At 38.6% G+C, this 19,471-nt stretch carries 18 protein-coding genes and 1 tRNA gene; 5 read left to right on the top strand and 14 right to left on the bottom strand.

Annotation, left to right across the window (positions count from 1 at the left end; genetic code table 11):
• Positions 1 to 3 precede the first annotated feature (3 nt).
• The 13 genes from F2B13_RS15095 to F2B13_RS15040 all read right to left on the bottom strand — a co-directional run bounded on the left by F2B13_RS15095 (position 4) and on the right by F2B13_RS15040 (position 12,916).
• Positions 4 to 390, bottom strand: a complete 387-nt coding sequence (locus F2B13_RS15095) for a LexA family protein (protein ID WP_232625253.1) — start codon at positions 388 to 390, stop codon at positions 4 to 6.
• Complete coding sequence (locus tag F2B13_RS15090) at positions 387 to 1,007, bottom strand: hypothetical protein (protein WP_149304587.1); 621 nt, start codon at positions 1,005 to 1,007, stop codon at positions 387 to 389. Before F2B13_RS15090 ends, F2B13_RS15095 begins: the two co-directional genes overlap by 4 nt.
• Positions 1,008 to 1,010: 3 nt before the next feature.
• Entirely contained in the window at positions 1,011 to 4,160 is a 3,150-nt protein-coding gene (locus F2B13_RS15085; protein WP_149304586.1) for an HsdM family class I SAM-dependent methyltransferase, read from the bottom strand.
• Between the two features lie 188 nt (positions 4,161 to 4,348).
• Positions 4,349 to 5,737, bottom strand: coding sequence for a type IV secretory system conjugative DNA transfer family protein (locus F2B13_RS15080; protein WP_394348975.1), 1,389 nt, complete (start codon positions 5,735 to 5,737; stop codon positions 4,349 to 4,351).
• 50 nt (positions 5,738 to 5,787) lie between these two features.
• Positions 5,788 to 6,819, bottom strand: coding sequence for a MobB family relaxase (mobB, locus tag F2B13_RS15075; protein ID WP_149304584.1), 1,032 nt, complete (start codon positions 6,817 to 6,819; stop codon positions 5,788 to 5,790).
• A gap of 11 nt (positions 6,820 to 6,830) precedes the next feature.
• Positions 6,831 to 7,211 (bottom strand): BfmA/BtgA family mobilization protein, encoded by a 381-nt coding sequence (locus F2B13_RS15070; protein ID WP_149304583.1) that lies wholly within the window; start codon positions 7,209 to 7,211, stop codon positions 6,831 to 6,833.
• 439 nt (positions 7,212 to 7,650) lie between these two features.
• Positions 7,651 to 7,848, bottom strand: a complete 198-nt coding sequence (locus tag F2B13_RS15065; RefSeq protein WP_149304582.1) for a hypothetical protein — start codon at positions 7,846 to 7,848, stop codon at positions 7,651 to 7,653.
• Positions 7,849 to 7,859: 11 nt separating this feature from the next.
• Entirely contained in the window at positions 7,860 to 8,240 is a 381-nt protein-coding gene (locus F2B13_RS15060) for a DUF6876 family protein (protein ID WP_149304581.1), read from the bottom strand.
• Positions 8,241 to 8,316: 76 nt separating this feature from the next.
• Positions 8,317 to 8,664 (bottom strand): single-stranded DNA-binding protein, encoded by a 348-nt coding sequence (locus F2B13_RS15055; protein ID WP_149304580.1) that lies wholly within the window; start codon positions 8,662 to 8,664, stop codon positions 8,317 to 8,319.
• A 732-nt stretch (positions 8,665 to 9,396) separates the two neighbouring features.
• Positions 9,397 to 10,233, bottom strand: a complete 837-nt coding sequence (locus F2B13_RS15050; RefSeq protein WP_149304579.1) for a DUF932 domain-containing protein — start codon at positions 10,231 to 10,233, stop codon at positions 9,397 to 9,399.
• A gap of 17 nt (positions 10,234 to 10,250) precedes the next feature.
• The gene (locus F2B13_RS20515) at positions 10,251 to 10,409 is read right to left on the bottom strand and encodes a hypothetical protein (RefSeq protein ID WP_157518033.1); all 159 of its coding nucleotides are present in this window, start codon (positions 10,407 to 10,409) and stop codon (positions 10,251 to 10,253) included.
• A 254-nt stretch (positions 10,410 to 10,663) separates the two neighbouring features.
• Complete coding sequence (locus F2B13_RS15045) at positions 10,664 to 12,451, bottom strand: ParB/RepB/Spo0J family partition protein (RefSeq protein ID WP_149304578.1); 1,788 nt, start codon at positions 12,449 to 12,451, stop codon at positions 10,664 to 10,666.
• A 383-nt stretch (positions 12,452 to 12,834) separates the two neighbouring features.
• Positions 12,835 to 12,916, bottom strand: a tRNA-Leu gene (locus F2B13_RS15040).
• 295 nt (positions 12,917 to 13,211) lie between these two features.
• On the opposite strand from F2B13_RS15040, the gene F2B13_RS15035 reads away from it, so the two are divergent.
• Positions 13,212 to 14,606, top strand: coding sequence for a dipeptidase (locus F2B13_RS15035; protein ID WP_149276604.1), 1,395 nt, complete (start codon positions 13,212 to 13,214; stop codon positions 14,604 to 14,606).
• A 119-nt stretch (positions 14,607 to 14,725) separates the two neighbouring features.
• Positions 14,726 to 15,025: a ribosome hibernation-promoting factor, HPF/YfiA family gene (hpf, locus tag F2B13_RS15030; RefSeq protein ID WP_149304577.1), complete on the top strand. Its 300-nt coding sequence runs from the start codon at positions 14,726 to 14,728 to the stop codon at positions 15,023 to 15,025.
• A 52-nt stretch (positions 15,026 to 15,077) separates the two neighbouring features.
• Here hpf and F2B13_RS15025 read toward each other — a convergent pair whose 3' ends face one another.
• Positions 15,078 to 15,656 carry a PhnA domain-containing protein gene (locus F2B13_RS15025; protein ID WP_149276602.1) on the bottom strand — a complete coding sequence of 193 codons (579 nt, stop codon included), beginning with the start codon at positions 15,654 to 15,656 and terminating at the stop codon, positions 15,078 to 15,080.
• Positions 15,657 to 15,796: 140 nt separating this feature from the next.
• On the opposite strand from F2B13_RS15025, the gene F2B13_RS15020 reads away from it, so the two are divergent.
• From F2B13_RS15020 to F2B13_RS15010, 3 genes are all read left to right on the top strand, one after another.
• On the top strand, positions 15,797 to 16,102 hold the full coding sequence (locus tag F2B13_RS15020; protein WP_149276601.1) for a hypothetical protein: 306 nt from the start codon (positions 15,797 to 15,799) through the stop codon (positions 16,100 to 16,102).
• 172 nt (positions 16,103 to 16,274) lie between these two features.
• A complete protein-coding gene (locus F2B13_RS15015) occupies positions 16,275 to 16,640 on the top strand; it encodes a BlaI/MecI/CopY family transcriptional regulator (RefSeq protein WP_149276600.1) in 366 nt (121 codons plus the stop codon).
• On the top strand, positions 16,640 to 19,384 hold the full coding sequence (locus F2B13_RS15010; RefSeq protein ID WP_149304576.1) for a M56 family metallopeptidase: 2,745 nt from the start codon (positions 16,640 to 16,642) through the stop codon (positions 19,382 to 19,384). The genes F2B13_RS15015 and F2B13_RS15010 overlap by 1 nt, the downstream gene beginning before the upstream one ends.
• Positions 19,385 to 19,471 lie beyond the last annotated feature (87 nt).

Here is a 19,471-nt window from a genome sequence, read left to right as displayed (position 1 = left end):
TATTTATTTGTTTTTATCGAGATTGATTTCCCAATAGCCCTGTGTACCATCTTGACGTACCAAAACACCTTTGTTCTTAATAGCTGTTATATGTTTACCAACAGCAGATTCATTGATACCTAAAGCGTCTGCTATTTCATTGTAAGTTATAGAAGAATTAGCAGCTATAAGTTTAACCACTTCTTTTTGTCTTTTAGTAAGTGTAGTTGTGGCATCAATTGCAGCATCTGTTACACCACCTGTTACACCACCTGTTTGACCACCTTTTGCACCACCATCTTCAACAGTAGTTTCTATAGCTACAAACGTCATTCTAAGAAAGTTATCAGAAAAGCTAAAACTCTCTTTACCATAATACCCTAAAATGCAAGAGGGTTTAGAATCAATCAAGCACTATTTAGAGAAGCAAAATCGAACATAAAATGTTTAATGATATAGTCATTTGGATGCTCAGATTCGTAATATTCGCTATGTAAGTGGTGCCGCTTCTGTTCTAAACATTCAGGCTCTCTTTCATCTTTCGTGAGTAGCTTATTTATTCCAGAAACTGTACTTTGTAACAGACCTTCAAGGTTATATCCAAGCAGGCACCCGTTCTCATACTTTCCAGATATAAAATTATTTATACCGGTATCAATATAACGTCGCTTTAAAGCAGAGTCATTTTCTTTAAGGTTTTTGGCTTCCATATGATACTCATACTCTAAAGACGAATTTATGGTTGCCAATCTTAGGTCTATTCGAGGTAATTTGGCAGCAAAACCTTTCTCTTTCTCTACATCTTTTTGGGGTAAATGTTGTTCCACATTAGTGATGATATTCCACTTTAACCTTAATGGATTTTCCTTGATGTGTCCGTGTAGCTCAGAAGTAATGTCATTTTCATCCCAGTCCAATTTAATGACTTTGGTTTCCATAGCAGAAACATAGGATTCCGTTATCAGCTGATAGCATTTTTCTTCAAAGCCTCTTTTGAAGCTGGCAACTATTACTTTGTTTAATCCCATTTACTATACTTCATTAAGGATTTCCAGAATAAGTTCCGAAGCATCTTCAATCGCCATTGATTGTGTCCAAAACCTTTTCTGATTGGGACGAACAATAAAAATCTCGTTACCAGTCTTGTAGTTTAATTTTTTTCTGAAATAGATATTTGTACTTTGTTTAGCCCACAAATGTTTATCCAGTTTTTGAAGCTCTTGTGTCACACTCTCTTGAGATTTTGACACTCCTGTGCTATGCTCCTCGAAAGAAATTTTAATTAACAATAAAGGTGAAAAGTTACTAATGTCAAAAAGTGTTGCATTTGCATATAAGTTTTGGCCATTTAGGAATTGATTTAATCTTCCAATAACTTTCTCCGAATACTCTGATACATTACTAACAGGGCTAAGGGCTTTTGATTTAGTTTTTGAATGAAATAAATCTAAGCTGTAATCTATGGCATCGTTTATAAGGTTTATTTCGTCATTGTTCAGGTCAAAACTTTTATTAATAATTCCCTCTACTTTTTCACTAAAAGAAGATATTAACTGATTTCGTTCTTCTTCAATATTCCAAAAGTCTAAACCTTTAATTTCCTCAATAAACTCTTCGGATAAATCTAGAATTTGCGAAACCTCTGTTTTCTCAAGATTTATAGGTATTGAAAGGTATTCATTCTTCATAATCTGCTCCCTTTCTATCCCATAAGAAGAAATGGTCATAAACAAGAAATAACTACTAAGCTTGGAATTAAAATATGAGTTTAGAACTTTGAGAATAGAACTATCATTGCTACTGGAATAAAAACCATATACACCGTCTCTAAAAGAGCATTTAACGTCAATTAGTGACGAGCAAACATTATTTTTCTCCAATCCTTTTTTGACAACAATATGCGTATTCAAAAATGCTTGAATATCACCAAGACGTCTGAAGTGAGAGAAACTTTCAATATCATCTATTTCATCTACCTTGTAGAAGGTTTTATAAAAAGATTTTGATTTAGGTGTTTTGACAGAATCTTTTATATTCCTCAAGCGTGAACTTTGTGTATAAAATCTCTCTATAGAACTGGCATCTAAATAAGGTAACTCTGATAAAGTGTCAGAATATTTAGGTTCATCCTTTTTTTGGGTAAGAAGTTGAAAACCCACACCAGATTCAATATTGTGAACTTGATTAAATTCCTCAATTGTTTGATGTTTTTTGGAATTCAATTTTTCTATCAGTCTAAAGTCAGACAATCCACCCCACATTGCAACTTTCCATATTTTGGTGTCTTGCTTTTGACATTCTTCCCGTGGTAAAAACTTTAAATCTGAGCTATCGATACTTACCCCTTCAATTACATTAGATTTAATAAAAGTCTTGGGTGCATAGTAAAGGATAATATTAGATTTATTCTTAGGCGGATTCAGTCTATAAAAAACAATACTAATAGGACCAGTTGCTGAACCAAACAATTGACCTCCAAAGTCTTTAGGGGCGTTTCTTAAAATTGAAAAGTTATATATCTTTTCAACGTAACAATCATTAAAAAGCCACCTTCTAAAATTTTGATATGTTATTTTGGTATTGGTAAGTATTTTGGTGTTGAAAATCAGAGCAATCTCTCCGTTTGCTGAGAAGCTCGTAGCCTTGTGTAAAAATGGTAGAACCATTTCTTTAGCAAAACCATATTTATCGCTATAATCTCGAATAGATTTAGATAAGTTTTTAGTACCAAATGGTGGATTCCCTACTACTAAATCAAAATTAATTTTTTCTACTTCAGGATTTTCTTCTATTGTATCTGTCCTAAACAAGTTGTTGCCTTGTTCGACTAAAGTATCGTCTGATGGGTCATTGATTAGATAAGGTAAGCGATAGTCCTTATTTTGCCATATGGTTTTAGGGTTTAGATTATCTACAAGAGCAAGATAGAGACTAAATGCTGCAACCTTGATGGATTGAGGGTGGATTTCTATACCAAAAATATTATCCGTCAACAGCTTCTTCAATTCATTGAAGTCCGTAAGTTTATTTCCGTTGGCGTTTTCGTGTCGTTTTACCAAGCGTTTGAAACTTTCCACCAAGAATATCCCGGAACCACAGGTGGGGTCTAATATCTTAACATCATATTCTTTCTCTGACCTAGATATTGGTAATTTCTCGTTTAGAATAAGCTCAACTAAAGAAGGTGGTGTGTAAAAAGTTCCTGTATCTTGTTTTAGGGCAGGATTAATTTCTGCAAGGAAATTTTCATAGATTTCACTCAGCAATTCTATTTGAATAATGCTGAAATCAAAAAGTCGTAAATCTTCGAAAAGATTCTGTTGTAAAGAATTGTCGTTACCGTTTATAAAGCACTTTCGGATAATCTTAAGATGTTCTCCAGAGATTGATTCGTTATTATCTACAGTGAAAACATTGCCATTAAAATATTCTTCTAATTTTTTAAAAAGGGAATATGTTTTATCAGCGTCGTCCAGAATATCAAAATAGGATTTTGCTCCTTTTTTTATATCCGAATAAAATTTCTCATCGGTTGCGCCTCTATCCTCCAAGTAAAGTAGAAATAGAGAACGCATTATTATTTTATGGATAAGATTAATCTCCAATCCTTCTTGTTGAAGCTGTTTTGCAGTGTAAGTAAGGCTCTGTACAAGATATTTATCTACCCTACGCTGAAGACTTATCTTTTTTCTTATCTCATAGGCTTCTTCAAATGTCCAAATGATACCTGTATCAATAGCAATTGAAGAAAAAAGGTTTTGAAGCTGCCTTAACTTTTTGTTGTCCTTGAACTTGTAAGACTCTATTTCGAGTGTTTTGAGTTCCTTCTTATAATCAAAATCGTCGTTTTTAATAATAAGAGGTTTTTCAGCACAATTGTAAATACGAATTTCAGTTTCTGAATAAACGTATAGAAAAATTACTTTCTTGAAGTTCCAGATTTTCTTTTGGGTCTTTGCAACTTGATGAAGAGCTCTGTCGTCAAACTTTTCAACTTTTTTTAAAAAAACCGCAGGATAACTATTGTGGTTTTCATCGGTACTGAAATAAATTTCATCAATACCAAAGTCTTTTACTTGATTTATAACAACTGATTGACTTTCAGAAATTTGATTAGATTTCGAAGTAACAGACACGGCTTTATCCAAGCCTAGATTTTCTATTATATCAAAATCAATCATATCGAAAGTTGTCCAAAATATCTGATAATCAGTTACATACTAAATTAATTTCAAAGGTACAAATGATTTTGCGATTTTGATAACTGAAGTTATACTAATATTTGGATATATTCCAAAAATTTGGAAAATGCAATTCCTTCTACTACGATTAAAGAATATTTTGTAATTACTAAGTTGCGAGCAAAAAATCACCTAAATATCGACCTCGCTTCATCATAAACCCGCTCAAAATTCGCTCTTAAATCAGCATCAGAATATTGCTTCGTTTCCTGCGGAAGCCCTCTCTGAATCTTGAGTAATTTGAATTGAACTTTCTTGTCCTTCCCATCGGCAAAGGTCACGAACTCGCCTTGTCGCAGCTTAAAGAAAATATCCGCCCTTCTTTTGGAAACCTCTCTTTCGCCTTTCGTGATTCTGGTATCAGTTTTAAAAATGTTGGCGGCCTTGCTCACGCTTTTTGTTGGGTTTTTGATAATTTCAAAGAAGCGTTCGTAATATTTAGCCGTATCTGAGTCATTGACCTTACCAAAAAACTGATAGGATAGATTGCTCAGTATCGCCTTGCTTGCCTTATCGCCATACATCATATCGTTTTGGATTTTATCCTGCATTACATAAATGGTGGCAATGTCATAGCTTCTTAGTGTAGCAGGAATGCGGTGCATATTCAGTAGGCGAATGGTAGGTGCTTCTTCCATCAATAAAAAAGAAGGTTTGGAATTGCGTACACTCATTTGTTTGGTAATCGTGTGAATTATGGTAGCGATAATGGGTGAATAAGAGGTTTCAAATTTGGGATTGTTCACAACGGAAATCACGGCTGGGTTTTCTTCATTATTTATGTTCAACGGTACTTCATCTGCAGATAGTGCCATAAAAATGCGTTGGGTGCTGATGCGTTTTAGCGCATTGGCCAAGGTGCTCTTTACACCAGCCGTCTGCCTGTCAGAATCTTTGCCGCTAATGAATGCATCTGCCATTGCCCTCGATGTTATGTTGCTTTCCAGAAACTGGACCAGGCTATCGGTATCGAGCATTTGGTATATCGCAATCAAATGTGGCAAGGTGCAGAACTGTGAATAGTCAGTTTTCAGTTTCCAAATCAATCCACCAATCAAACCTTCGGCAGCATCGTTAAAGAATTTGGTAGTTCCGGTAGTTCCGGATTCCCGTTGTTCCAAAAGGTTTTCAATGAGTACCCTCGATACTTCGTTGACGCTTTCTTCATTCTCTAAATACCGTGGTGCAATGGGATTTACCCGATGGATAATCCTATCAAATGAAATGACCTTCATTGGAACATTGCTATCGGCAAAAAGCGGGTATGCCATTTCGGTCAGCTCAAAATTCTTGTAATCGTGAATAATACCACAAAAACTGTTTTCACGAAAGTGTTTTAAAAATCCATAGACCACGCTTTCGGTTTTCCCACTTCCTGCGGATCCGATAACGGATGCGCCACGTTTTATGTTGTCGATTTTAAAGCTTCCCGATTTTGTCGGGAACTTGACTTGATACTTTTTATCGGTTTTATTCCTTGGTTCACTATCGTAAAATGCATAGAGAAGTATGGCCATCGAAAGAACAGGCACAACGACATAAATCATTATTTCTACCAATGACCAGCTCATATCCCAATAGAACTTGATTTCACTGCGATTTCAGCACCTTTTCGTAGCCGCTTAAACACTCGAAGCGCCAATTGCGCCTTACTGGTCGGGATGTTTGGGATTAACGGAATACCCGACTTGCCCATCATCTTAAAAGCCAAAGCCTTTTCATTGGCTGGCAATTTCATCAAAGCGGCGAAGTACAACTTGGGATTCTTTACAAAATCTTTTTTCGCTTTGTAAGTTTCCGCATAGTTGCGTTTGTAGGCGAAAGTCTTATCGAATGTCTCTTCTGCTTTCGTGAAAAATGCATCCCTATCAAAACCTCGTTTTACTTCTCTGCCGTGCATCTTTACTTCAGAGGCTTTGTGTTTACTTCCTGGGGAAAGACTGAAGGAATTGGAAGCGTCCTTCCGGCTGACTATAATATGGATGTGGCTTTGGTTTCCGGGTTTCTTCATTCCCTGGACAATTCGCTTGCCATTGAGTTGGTGTGGTGCTTCCTTTTCTAACTTCCTAATTTTTAATTTCAACCGTTCTATATTGCCTGTTGCCTGACCTTGTTGAATGCGCCTGACTTCTTGTTTCAATTCAAGAATCTTGGTGGCAAAAGTTTGGTTTTCTCGCACCTGAAAATCCGTTCCTTTAAAAGTCCGTTGGTGTTCGATTTTGGCGAAGTATTTAATGTCATCTACCGTAACTGGTCGCCCATTGATTTCCCGGTTGAAACTGGCTGCATAATCCTTCATCAATTCCCGGGTATATCGTTTTAAATCTTCACTATTGTTTTCGAGTTTTCGCAATTCATATTTGGATGGACTCACCGTGATGGAATAGAATTTAGGTTCTTTCTTTTTCAGCTTGGCAGTGTTACCATCAATTTCTTTGACCACTTCTTTAGCTGAAATCTCATCGCCATATTGGTTAAAAAAATGTTCCATCTCTTCCTTTTCCAAACCTTCATTTTCCTTTTCGAGATAGTCCACAAAATCCGCTGAGCTCTGCGAGTAATTCGTTCCTAATTTTTGTGGGGTGATGTTGATGTACATAGCCTGTATTTTTAAAGTTGGTTTGAATTATTTCGCTTTTCGCGAAAGCGCACTTCGTTCTTTTCCTCTGCAAACTTCTTTTCCAAAATCAACGGTTTTTTCTTTGTTTCTTCCATCTCAAAAAGAGATTGCAACATTGCGACTGTGGGTTTCGTCTGGGTCTTTTCGACATCGCGCATTATGGCAATGACGGCATTGATACGTTTCAATAATTTAGCTTCAATGGTACGTCCTGTTGGTCCTAAATTTTCCTTGGGTGAAATCTCGTTGTAGAAGAAAAAGTCGAGAATGGCTTCCATTGCCTCGGTATGGGTCTTGAAATGTGTTCTTGAGAATTCCTGAAAACGTTTTGCCGTTTCCTTCTTGAATCTGATGCCGATAAATGTGTCCATATTTCGCCGATTTGTCGCAAATCCTTCCCGAAAAATGGACGTTTTGAGGGCATTTGTCGCAAATTGCTGAAAATCAAAAAATTTAAAATAAATTTAAACAATTGATTATCAATAATTTGAAAACGAAAAGGAATCCGTAACATCGCGCAGCGTGTTACCCTCTTGCTATTCCTTTTCGTCAGCCGAAGGCTGACAAAAATCCATACAATCCATCCGACCTACGGCGGATAATTGCCATTTTTAGGGAAAATAAAATTTCCGATACGTTAATTTTCGATGGGTACGGTTATCGGCGAAAGTCAAAAAAGTGGATAACCCTACATTAAATTATGTGCTGTATTTCAGCAAAATAAAGATACGATTTTTTCGTGATTATGAATGCACTAAAAAAGAAAACACCCCTGATAATTCAGAGGTGCAATTCTTTCAAAAATATCATTCAGATATTAAATACATAGGTATAGGAATAGAGATTCCTTAACGCTTCTTCGTCAAGCATTTGGTCTAGATTGGTGTGATGTTTGGTGGCATAGTCCATCAAATCCTTGCCGTATTTTTTCTTGACATCTACCTTGGAATTGGCAATTAATCGCTCTTGAGTTTCCTCGCTCAAATCAGTAAAATTTAGATAAATCATAGCTTCAGTAATTAGTATTCGCTTGGTAACATCAGCGTATCGTTCACAAAGAACATCCGCAATTCATCCAATGGAAAATCAGTGGAATTGTAGCGGTGGGTTTCTAAAACGTTGCTGTTTCCATCGCTGTAAATGATTTCAGCTTCATACCCTGTGTAGTCCTGTTTATCTTCGGACATTCTTTTAAAGTCAATCGTGATAAATTCACTTCGGTTCATCAGACTTTTAGCGATTACCGACGCATCCGTTATGAGCCAAAAACATTCAGCGACTTCGGCTAAATATTTTAAACCGTCAGTAAATCGGGTTTTCAAAAGCGGTATTTGGTAGAACATTTCCGTTCCCGTAAAAAATTGCAACCGCTCTTTTATTTCGTTAACTTGTGTCTTCATTGTGATTTCGATTTAGAAATTAAGAATGAAAAAGAGGGCGAAACTTTCCACAGGTGCGCCCTCTTTGTTTTTGTTTTTACTCGTTGCCATTCTTTGTACCCAACAATAGGATTTCGTTGGCTTCGATTTCGGTTAGGTATCGTTTGATACCGTCCTTGTCCTCATAGCTTCGGGATTTCAGTTTTCCGCTTACGCCTACCTCTTTTCCTTTGACTACATACTTCTCTACAATTTCAGCAGTCTTGCCCCAGGCAACCACGGTATGCCATTCGGTGTTTTGCTCTTTTTCGCCTTTCTTGTTCTTATAATATTCATTTGTGGCGAGTGAAAAACGGGCTACCTTGCTTCCGCTTTCAAGGTTCGTAATGGTTGGCTCTTGACCAACGTTTCCAATCAGTTGTACGTGATTTCTTAAAGTACTCATAACTAAAATTTAAAGATTAATAATTCCCCTGTTTAATTAAATTGAGATGAAATTTTAAGGGGTGTTTGTTTGATTTCTTACGTGCGTAGCACAATGGGTGACGTGGGTTTTGTCAAGACTTTCAGGGAATAAATCAGGTGTGTCTGCGACGTAGTAAAATGCTCGCATTTTCAAGGAAGTAGATACCTTATTTTTCGCTGAAACTTGTCACGGTCTTGACAAGTTCCATAAGGGCATTAGCAATTCTTTTAAAGCCGGTCGTGAGTTGAGCGTACGGGAAGTTAAGCGAGGCGAGCGATCGGGTTTAATTTAGAATTGGTTATGCACTGCCTGTTTTTCGATGCCCCGAAAAACATTCAAGGCTTCATCCATTATAAACCCCTTAAAATGTGTGGGCCGGTGCCGTGGTTTTTAAGAATTTTCGAGCAAGGGCTCAAGAAGTTCTTGCCGTAAATTCTGTTAAGAAAATCGAGGTGCTGGCCTTCCGATTTGGTAAGGCGGACTTAATTCACAATTTTCGCTCTGGAATGAAGTGTTCCTTCCCAGCCTAAGCGGGAAGGGTTAGCGAAATGGAAAGCTGAAATTGGGGATTGTGTCCAAGATATTTGCAGTGAAGCTCTTTTCCCGGAATGTAGGGAAACGGAATGCAGGGGAATGTGCTGAGTGGTTTTAGTAGTACGGATTTGTAATAATGGAAAATCCAGTTTAAGGTACTGGATATACCTTTTAAAGCTATGCCAGGGCATACACTTCATCGAACAACTTTTTATCCAATAGTTCCTGTTGGCCGAAACTCTTTTTCAGCACATTGTGCAATACCGAATTAAAGGCATTATAACCTAACCAGAGATTTGGTTCTTCATCAAGTAAAAGAGCTTCGTAATTGAGGATTTCCAAAACCTCTCTCGACTTCTTCGATGGGTCGCTGTTTTTATCGCTACATTCATAGCGGAACAGTTTGGTTCTGTCAAGAATGGCTTTTACGAATTCTTTAGTATCGATGATTTTAAATTCCTTCATCCTATCAAACTTCTTGGTTATGGTATAGAATTCATTGTCAAGAAATTTATCAAACAGGTTGTTCAACCTTGGCATTATGAGGTCTGTATTGTTCCTGCTGTGCTTTATCGAAAATTCGATTTCAGCTTGTGAGACGTGAAGTCCGTTGGAACATACTTTTCGATAGAATCCGAAGTGGCCAGAGGTCTTTTCGCTACCATCATACGAGTTCTTGAACCTTAACATTGGCAGTATCAAGTCCTTATCATTCTTAACCGTAAACTGGCTTTTGTCGTCTATGATAAAATCGGTAATGAAAGACCTATCATTTTTGTTGATGGTGCGCTTGTGATAATTTAATCCGGCATCAGTCAACATTTCCTCTGCTTTCTTGAAGAACAGTTGGTTCGGTATGTGGCCATAACTGTTTGATACCACGTTAACGATTTTGCCATTCGAAATGATGGCATTTTCAAGTCCGCGACGGGATTCCATCTGGGTCAGGTTTTTCAAAGATTTCATTTCGTTTGAAACGAAAATCTCATCTTGTTGCAAATTTTGTAAATACATAGCTTTTGAATTTTAGGTTAAACAATTTGTGATAGCAGAGCGTAATACTCTGGATGCTTCTCTCTATAGTAAGCCAGATGACTTTCGGCACCTTCAATGATGTAATTTTCCTTACTGGATTGATAATGTACTTCGGCTTCCTCGACCGAAATCTTTGCTTTTGATGCTTGTTCCATAATGTTGAAATTTTAGTTAAACAATATTTGAGCATCACCCAAACGGAAGCTAAAATCACAGCTCAAAAGGAAACGGAATAAATAAGAAGAGGGATGCGCGCAACGGCTTTATGCCGTAGTCTTTTGATGGGTGTATTTTACGAGTTTACCTTTGCGCTGATATTGATTGATGCTTTCTCTTAGTACCCTTTTGTTAATATCATAAAAAGAAAAAGGGCCGACACGAATGCCGACCCTTCTTCAAACAACAAAAGCTAATCCTTGAGCTCTTGGATTTTCTTTTCAAGAACTGCGATACGCTCTTTCAAACGTGCTTCACGCTTGTTTCGTTTCTCAGCATAGCTCTTCTCAATGTCTGCAATCTTGGATTTGTAATATCCCTGCATCGCATAGTAAAATGAAATATTCGTGAGGTTATTGTTATGGTTGCTTTCGCTAAAATGTACTTGCTTCGTGAGCATATACCGAATCAACTTGTGAAAGATTTCCTTTTTGAAATTCTTCTTGAAATGCTCGACTATTTCAACCCTGGACATTTTCGATGTTTTGGCGAAAAATCCTGAAAAGCATTTTTGCCGGCTCATATAGTCCACATTGTTTTCAAAGAGTGAAATGGAAAACGCAACCATTTCATCTACCGAAAGCGTTTTTTTGGTATCGATATAATCCGTCTCACGAATCATCTGCACCACTTCCTCAAATTGCTTGTTGTTTTCAATCTGTCGCTTGCGGATTTCACGCTCGTTGATTTTGATGATTTGTTCTTCGGGCGTACAATCTGCCATTTTCCTATTGGCCAATGGTGCTGAATATTCAGAAGAATCATTCTTTAATTTCTCAATCACTTTTATGAAAACATTCTTGTTTTGATATGTTTCAGGATGGAAGACGATACCATTTACAAAACCATTCTTTTCTGCTGAACAATACGTTTTCAGTTCTTCCTTATATTGCTGAATAGCCTCTTTGAACTCTGCTTTCAGTTCATCCTGGGAATAATCATAATGCTGATATTCAATCTTAATGGCATCCATTGTCGGCTCGATAGGATTCTCTATAATTTCGACATCGTCCAGCAAATAGACTTTCAATCCATTATTTTCCAGTTGGGAAATAACGAGCTGATTTTTTTCTTCATCAGCCCAGTACTGTCTTATTTCAGGAATGAGCAAAAGGTTTTTTTTCTTGGATTTTTCAATAAGGTTCAAGAACGATTTGGTCTTTTTCGTCTCAAAACAGGGCGATTTCGTACAGACCATCTTGCCTTCACCAAAAAGGTTACCTTGATTCGCAGCATTGAATGGACATTCTACACAAGAACCCGCTTTAACCACCAAAGTCTTATCGGCTACATCAAAGGGTGCTTTTTCCAAATCATAGGTTCGATTGTTTATCATTCGGTTTATCTGATGTGCATTGAAGTCTTCGCCCATCGTTTCCAGCATCATCTGTTGTTCCTCTGGCTCAAAAAGTGCGACACCAACACCTAACGAAATGGTCATTTCACCATTGCGAACAAAATGTTTGAAACCGTCAATCAATCCAGCCAACTTCAAACGTTGTCTTATGAAATTGTCGGTTCTTCCCAAACGCTTTGCGATTTCAGAGGGTTGATATTTGTCGCTTAGATAAGCTATCGCTTCGGCTTCTTCGGTAGGCTCTACGTCCTTTCTTTGCAAGTTTTCGATGATTTGAACTTCCAACACTTCATCGTTTTCATAAGTTCTTACTATACTGGGAATTGTATTCTTTCTGGCAATCTTGCTTGCGCGAAATCGTCTTTCGCCCATAACGATGATAAAGTCCTTTCCAGATTTCCGAACCGTTATCGGTTGTAGCACACCAAACTCTTTGATACTATCCGAGAGCTGTTGTAGCTGTTTTTCATCAAAGGTCTTTCTCGGTTGCTTGGGGTCAGGCTTAATTTTGCCAATTGGAATGTTCTCGATTTGAAGTACCGGAACTTTTTTTCCGTTAACTTCTTTCTTCGCAGTAGTTGTTGTACTTCTACGCTTTCTTGTGGTACTTGCTTTTGTTGTCATAATACTCAAATTTTAGATTAAACAATATTTGAGCAGTGAACCAAACGGAAGATAAAATCTTGGCTCAAAAGGAAACGGAATAAATAAGTATGGACAGAAGCGGTGGCTTTATGCCGTAGTCTTTTGATGGAAGTATTTTACGAGTTTAACTTTCGGGAATATTGTATGATAATAAACTCCAAATCGAAGAACAAGAGTCGAGAAAACCTAAATTCTATGAATTTATATTGATTGACATAGTGGTTAATATCAAATGGAATTATATGACACTAAATCAAAGTTTATCTTGAAAATAGGTCAAATGTTGTACCTATGTTGTACCCGTGCTTTTTTTTGGTCAATTTTCAAAGTAAAAAAGCCGAAGATTTCTCTTCGGCTTTTAGTGCGGGTGAAGGGACTCGAACCCCCACACCTTGCGGCATCAGATCCTAAGTCTGACGTGTCTACCAATTCCACCACACCCGCATAAAGTGCAAATTAACACTTTTTATTTGGATAAATCCTAAGTCTAGCGTGTCTACCAATTCCACCACGCCCGCATTATCCAATCGTATTCGCCCTATCCGTTAAGGGGGCAAAAAATGTTCCGTGCTTTTCCCGTATTACGGGACTCCCACGACCTTTTAAAACGCATTAGTACTATTTTGCTTTGATAAAAGGAGTGCAAATATAATGCAAAAAATCAAATCCCTAAATTTTGAATCTTTAAAAAATTTCTTTTTTCGTATTTTTAGAACTACTAGCTAGTAAAACTGCTTCAATGCAAAACATAGATGATTATCTTGGCCAACACAAAGATCGGTTTTTGGCCGAACTGATCGAGTTACTTAAAATTCCTTCTATAAGTGCAGATTCGGCCTTCTCACAAGATGTGCTAGATACAGCCGATGCCGTAAAATCAGCTTTACAGAAAGCGGGTTGCCATCATGTCGAACTATGCGAAACCGATGGTTATCCCATTGTGTATGGCGAGAAAATAGTAGGGCCTGAACTACCGACCGTATTGGTCTATGGCCATTATGATGTTCAGCCCGCAGACCCTTTGGATCTGTGGCATTCATCCCCTTTCGAACCGGTTATAAAAGAGACCGAAACGCATCCTGAAGGAGCTATCTTTGCTCGGGGTGCATGTGATGATAAGGGGCAACTTTACATGCATGTCAAAGCTTTGGAGTTTATGGTAAAAACCGACCAACTTCCGTGTAATGTCAAATTCATGATCGAGGGAGAAGAAGAGGTAGGCAGCAACAATCTTTCGATTTTTGTGGCTAAGAACAAAGAAAAATTGGCCAATGATATCATCCTTATCTCAGACACGGGAATGATCGCCAATGATGTACCCTCAATCACCACCGGGCTCAGAGGGCTAAGTTATGTCGAAGTAGAAGTTACCGGTCCGAATCGCGATTTACACTCTGGCCTATATGGGGGTGCGGTAGCGAACCCCATCAATGTTTTGGCCAAAATGATTGCAAGTCTTCACGACGAAAACAACCATATTACCATTCCAGGCTTTTACGACAAAGTCGAAGAACTTTCTGAAAGAGAACGCGCCGAAATGGCAAAAGCACCCTTTTCTTTGGAATCCTACCAAAGGGCTTTGGACATTGAATCGGTCTATGGTGAAAAGGGCTATTCCACTAATGAGCGTAATTCCATCCGTCCTACCCTTGATGTCAACGGTATTTGGGGAGGCTATATCGGGGAAGGCGCCAAGACCGTCATTGCAAGCAAGGCCTACGCAAAAATTTCGATGCGCCTAGTACCGCACCAAGATTGGAAAGAAATTACAGCATTATTTTCCGAGCACTTCAAGGCCATAGCACCGGAGGGCGTAAGAGTCAAGGTCAAGCCCCACCATGGGGGACAGGGTTATGTTACGCCTATTGATACTATTGGCTACAGAGCGGCTTCAAAAGCTTATGAAACTACATTCGGAAAAAAACCTATCCCCCAGCGAAGCGGTGGCAGCATTCCAATTGTTTCATTATTTGAAAAGGAACTTAATAGTAAGACCATCTTAATGGGTTTCGGACTGGATAGCGATGCAATCCATTCACCGAACGAACACTTCGGGGTCTGGAACTTTCTCAAAGGAATCGAGACCATACCCTATTTTTACAAGTACTACACGGAAATGAAAGCCCAACAATGAATAGGGTTAAAATGCTTTGTCGATGATTTTAAAAAAATAATCGATGATTTTGCCTGATAAATGTCATAACCCGTCCCATGGCGAGTCCCTATATTTGAATATATGTAAACCCTTATATTATGACCATCGATATTCAATACGTGAAAATGTCCAATAGCGAAAGTATGAACGCCATAGTGACCGAGAAACTAGAAAAATTGGCCCATAAATATGACTGGCTCATTAGGGCAGAGGTTTTTTTTAAACTCGAAAATGACAAAAAAGGAATGGGAAAAATATGTGAGATTCAACTGAGTGCACCAGGCCCACGAATTTTTGCCAAATCGGAGGATAATGATTTTGAAAAAGCCGCCATTGAAACTATTCACGACCTGGAAAGACAATTAGCCAAACGAAAAAGCAGTTTTAATCAGCATTGAAATCAAAAGCCCGCTAATGAATTAGCGGGCTTTTTACGTCCTCTATTCTTGCCTAGATCTTTTTCACATACTTGGTAATAATCACGATCTGCTGCCCCTCCACTTTTCCTTCTATATATTCCGCATTATCGCGATCTACGGTAATTTTACGTACGGCTGTTCCTTGCTTTGCCACTATACTCGATCCTTTGACCTTCAAATCTTTGATCAATACCACATTATCCCCATTTTCTAACTTGACGCCATTGGCATCGCGATGGATAATCTTTTCACTTTCATCGAGACCCTCACCTGTAGCCTTGGCCCAGTTTAGGAGATCATCTTCAAGATACATCATATCTAAAAGCTCTTTCGGCCACCCTTCTCCTTTTAAACGCCATAACATACGCCACACCACTACTTTTACGGCATCGTGCTCGCTCCACATACTGTCGTTTAAGCAGCGCCAGTGATGTGGGTCAATGGTTTCGGGATTCTCTATTTGATCCAAACAGGTAGTACACCCCAACAGACTACCGTCTACCCCTCCTATCGAGACAGGTGGCACTTCATAGACCCTTAATTGTTCGGTAGCACCACAAAGCTCACATACGTCTCCACTTCTGTTCCTTAAATCTTCTTCCAGACTCATAGTATCTTCTATTACGGGGCAAACTTAAAACAATTATCGAATTCCTTCCGTGCTACATTTACTTTTAAATAAAATTGCGAAGTATAAAAATGAGTGTAGGTCCGCCAATTTTCTGTAACTTAAAAGAAAATTCGTATTTGATGAGCGGTCACATCTTCGATATGGTCAACCGAATTGCGCAAAACAAAGTTCGCAAAAGGAAAAAATTCAGGGAAAATAACCGGGATACTATCTATTCCGAAAATAAGACGACTTCTATCGAATATGACTTTCCGAAAGTTTCAAAATATGAAATGGAGCGTATCAAATTCCGTATACAAAGCCAGGCCAGGGCAAGTAACCTTAAATCTTTCTATTTTTTTCTAGTATCGCTACTCATAGCAGCGCTGCTTGTCTGGGCCTTCGTTTCCTTTTATACTCCCGGCAACTATCTACTATATTTATGATTTCATCTTGAAGGTATACTATCCTTTTTGATGCACTAGGTTCGCACGTCAATATTCTTCTACATCGACCAATGGGCGTCATTGGCTGTACAGACAAAAATTTTTCAACTCTACATTTGTAGAATTAAAAGAAATGTTCTATGTTTGTAGAATACATTCTAAACTTGTAGAAATGCAACTTTCAAAATCCGAAGAAGAACTCATGAACATACTATGGAAACGTAAAAAAGCCTTCATGAAAGATCTTCTCGACGCATATCCCGATCCTAAGCCGGCAACTACTACGGTAGCCACCCTTTTAAAGCGAATGATCGACAAGGGCTTTGTAGCGTATCAAAGTTTAGGGCGTTCCAGAGAGTACTATCCTTTAGTTAAGAAAAAAGACTATTTCTCGAAACAGGTAAACACCTTGATCAAAAATTTCTTTAATGATAGTCCTGGGCAATTTGCATCTTTCTTTACGCAAGAGACCAACCTCAGTAAAACGGATCTGAAAGACTTGCGAAAACTAATCGACGACGAACTCAAAAAAAAGTAATGATGTTCTTGTATCTCCTAAAATCGACAGCATGCCTTGCCCTTTTCCTTTTATTTTACTGGGCCATGCTTGAGAATGCCCGCATGCATTCCTTTAAACGTTTTTATCTATTGGTCGCCTTGGTTCTTTCGTTACTTGTTCCTCTGATCACTTTTACGACCTATGTCGAAATCGAGCCGGTCAATTATGCGTTCGATACGACCTATGGCTATAATACCATCGCCCTTCCGGAAGAGACGGCCATCGACTATTGGCCCTACATTTTATGGTCGGTCTATGGATTGGGAGTACTTCTTTTCACGATTAAATTCATATTAAATTTACTGACCCTCTCAAAAAATATAAGTAAGAATACAAAGTTCAAGATGGGGAGCATCATCAACGTATTAGTAAAGCATCAGGTAGCACCCCACACTTTTTTTAACTATATCTTTCTAAACCGTAGGAAATTCCAGAACAACGAAATTCCAAAAGAGGTTTTGCTTCATGAAATTGCCCATGCAAGTCAGAAACACAGCATTGACATTATATTGGTAGAGCTTTTGCAAATCATTTTTTGGTTCAACCCATTGTTCTATATGACCAAAAGGGCCATGAAGCTCAATCACGAATTCTTGGCCGATCAGGCCGTAATCAATGCTGGAATTGCAACCTCGCGCTATCAAAGCACACTTTTGGACTTCGCCTCATCAGCTAGGACCAACAAATATCAGCCGTCGATGGCCAACGCCATTGATTTTTCATTTTATTCATCAATCCACCTCGCCCTGTTCGGCAAGTTGTTCCCCTTTCGAAGAACAGTCGCAGGGCAGGTCAAAAAACGTTTTACCGTCATGAAAACAAAAACATCGAAAAAATCGATCGTACTGCGAAGTACACTTATCATCCCCTTAATGGCCTCTATGGTATATGGGTTTAGCAAGACCAAATACGTTCCGCTAGAACCGGCCAGTGCCGTAATCGAAATTAATCCCAGTTTGGAATTTCCATTGGGAACTTATCCTGAAAAAATTAAACAATCCAAACCAACACAAAAAGATTTTAAAGCATGGACAGACAGCAATGAATATGCCATTTGGATTCATGAAAAACACGTGGAGAATTCAGCTCTCGATCACTATCGCCCCTCTGACTTTGCCCATTATTTTCTTAGCTATGTCTACGAAAATGCAAGAAGCGAGTCATTTCCACAGCCTTACCAACTTCATCTCTATACTCCAGAAGAATTCGATAGGTATTTTATATACGATGACAATCTCATAACGATACACGTCAACCGCGACGGAAATCTTTTGGTACAGAACGAAATAGTAACTCTCGAAAGTCTAGCATCTTTTCTAAAACAGCTCCACAATGATCTTTCGAAAGAAGAAAGGGCCAGCTCGGTTCGTATAATAATTAAACCTCACGATATAGCACCTAGGAGTACCCTTCTTAAGAAAATTGAAGCCATCCTAGAGAATTATGGAGTGGCCCAAATCGACATTCTTGGTCGTGATACCCAGACGTACCGTACTACACTTTCGCAACGAGTGGCTACGCCGGAACAAATCAAAGCATATAATACCTTGGCTAAAAAATACAATGCCATGCCCAAAACCAAAAGGATAATTCCTTCAGATGACTTAAAAAGTCTCGAAAAAGTCTATCGGAAAATGTCGGAGTCACAAAAAAATGAGGCACAACCTTTTCCTGAATGTTCTGATCCGAAAGCCAACATCAAAGAGGGCGCGACCGAGAAACAGGTGGCCGAATACAATGCCCTGGCCAAAAAGTACAACGCGATGCTTGAAGGGGATGAGATTCGCATTATGAAATCGGATATAGAGCGTCTCGAATATCTTCATGGTTTGATGACCGAGGATCAACGTGCAAATGCCGAACCTTTTCCCGACTTTCCAGAACCTCCCGAACCTCCTACCCCACCAGTACCTCCCGTACAAGAAGACATCGAGATAGAGGAAATTATTGAGATTCCGGAGCACGAGACAATCGAGGTAGAAGAGGAAGTAGAAGTGGAGGAAGACGTCGATGAAATCATTGAAATTCCTAAAAACGAAGCGTTACGTGAAGAGGTCATTCATGAAATTGTTGAAAACCAAGAAATCTATGACTACTTAGAAAAGGAAAAGATGGTGGCAATGTCAGAGCATCATTCGTCATTCATTCCGAATGAGGGAAAACAAACACGAAAAATGATGTCCCGTTATGATGTCGATACCGAAGAAATAAAAAGTAAGCGACAGGAAAACATTCCCCCACCACTGCCCCCATATAAAATACCGGAGCCACGAAAAAACTATTCCAAAGCACTGCTTAAAGCCTTTGACGATTTCAATAGTAGTGGGCAGGCATACGGCAAAGCCATATCGCAATTCATGAAAAATAACAAGGGGAAACGTAGTGACCTATGGGTCATGCATGACCAAGTTATTGAAAAATACAATCGTTATGTCACCTTGGCCGTAGAGGAAGGCCTCATGCCACCCCGCCCGAAAAAATCATTCCGTTCGGTTCGAAGGCCACCAAATACTGTACCTCCACCGCCACCTGCTCCCGAACCAAAATCACCTCTTCAACATATTGATGAAATGGCCGAAAGAGGTGCTCTTTTCTATTATGAAGGGAAGGCCATAGACGCTAAAGAGGCAAAGGAGATTCTTAGGAAAAGCAAAAATATCAATATCAATACACGACACGAAAAAGGGCAAAAGCCTGTGATAAAATTATCCACAACCCAGTAAATTTGATACCATTACCTTGGCCCATTTTCCGAAGTGAAATACGGATTTTCCATTAAATTATAGAATCTGATCTTCAAACTCAATACT

The organism is Pareuzebyella sediminis, from assembly GCF_008367235.1.
GTDB lineage: Bacteria > Bacteroidota > Bacteroidia > Flavobacteriales > Flavobacteriaceae > Pareuzebyella > Pareuzebyella sediminis.
The sequence above is the reverse complement of the archived record's forward strand: the minus strand, read 5'-3'. Positions and strand labels throughout refer to the sequence as shown.

Excerpts from the sequence above, each read along its gene's own strand:
- F2B13_RS15090 (WP_149304587.1), bottom strand. The coding sequence starts at position 1,007 with ATGGGATTAAACAAAGTAATAGTTGCCAGCTTCAAAAGAGGCTTTGAA.
- F2B13_RS15050 (WP_149304579.1), bottom strand. The coding sequence starts at position 10,233 with ATGTATTTACAAAATTTGCAACAAGATGAGATTTTCGTTTCAAACGAA.
- F2B13_RS15080 (WP_394348975.1), bottom strand. The coding sequence starts at position 5,737 with ATGGCCATACTTCTCTATGCATTTTACGATAGTGAACCAAGGAATAAA.
- F2B13_RS15055 (WP_149304580.1), bottom strand. The coding sequence starts at position 8,664 with ATGAGTACTTTAAGAAATCACGTACAACTGATTGGAAACGTTGGTCAA.
- F2B13_RS15060 (WP_149304581.1), bottom strand. The coding sequence starts at position 8,240 with ATGAAGACACAAGTTAACGAAATAAAAGAGCGGTTGCAATTTTTTACG.
- F2B13_RS15035 (WP_149276604.1), top strand. The coding sequence starts at position 13,212 with ATGCAAAACATAGATGATTATCTTGGCCAACACAAAGATCGGTTTTTG.
- F2B13_RS15020 (WP_149276601.1), top strand. The coding sequence starts at position 15,797 with ATGAGCGGTCACATCTTCGATATGGTCAACCGAATTGCGCAAAACAAA.
- F2B13_RS15085 (WP_149304586.1), bottom strand. The coding sequence starts at position 4,160 with ATGATTGATTTTGATATAATAGAAAATCTAGGCTTGGATAAAGCCGTG.
- F2B13_RS15065 (WP_149304582.1), bottom strand. The coding sequence starts at position 7,848 with ATGATTTATCTAAATTTTACTGATTTGAGCGAGGAAACTCAAGAGCGA.
- mobB (WP_149304584.1), bottom strand. The coding sequence starts at position 6,819 with ATGTACATCAACATCACCCCACAAAAATTAGGAACGAATTACTCGCAG.
- F2B13_RS20515 (WP_157518033.1), bottom strand. The coding sequence starts at position 10,409 with ATGGAACAAGCATCAAAAGCAAAGATTTCGGTCGAGGAAGCCGAAGTA.
- F2B13_RS15025 (WP_149276602.1), bottom strand. The coding sequence starts at position 15,656 with ATGAGTCTGGAAGAAGATTTAAGGAACAGAAGTGGAGACGTATGTGAG.
- hpf (WP_149304577.1), top strand. The coding sequence starts at position 14,726 with ATGACCATCGATATTCAATACGTGAAAATGTCCAATAGCGAAAGTATG.
- F2B13_RS15045 (WP_149304578.1), bottom strand. The coding sequence starts at position 12,451 with ATGACAACAAAAGCAAGTACCACAAGAAAGCGTAGAAGTACAACAACT.
- F2B13_RS15015 (WP_149276600.1), top strand. The coding sequence starts at position 16,275 with ATGCAACTTTCAAAATCCGAAGAAGAACTCATGAACATACTATGGAAA.
- F2B13_RS15010 (WP_149304576.1), top strand. The coding sequence starts at position 16,640 with ATGATGTTCTTGTATCTCCTAAAATCGACAGCATGCCTTGCCCTTTTC.
- F2B13_RS15070 (WP_149304583.1), bottom strand. The coding sequence starts at position 7,211 with ATGGACACATTTATCGGCATCAGATTCAAGAAGGAAACGGCAAAACGT.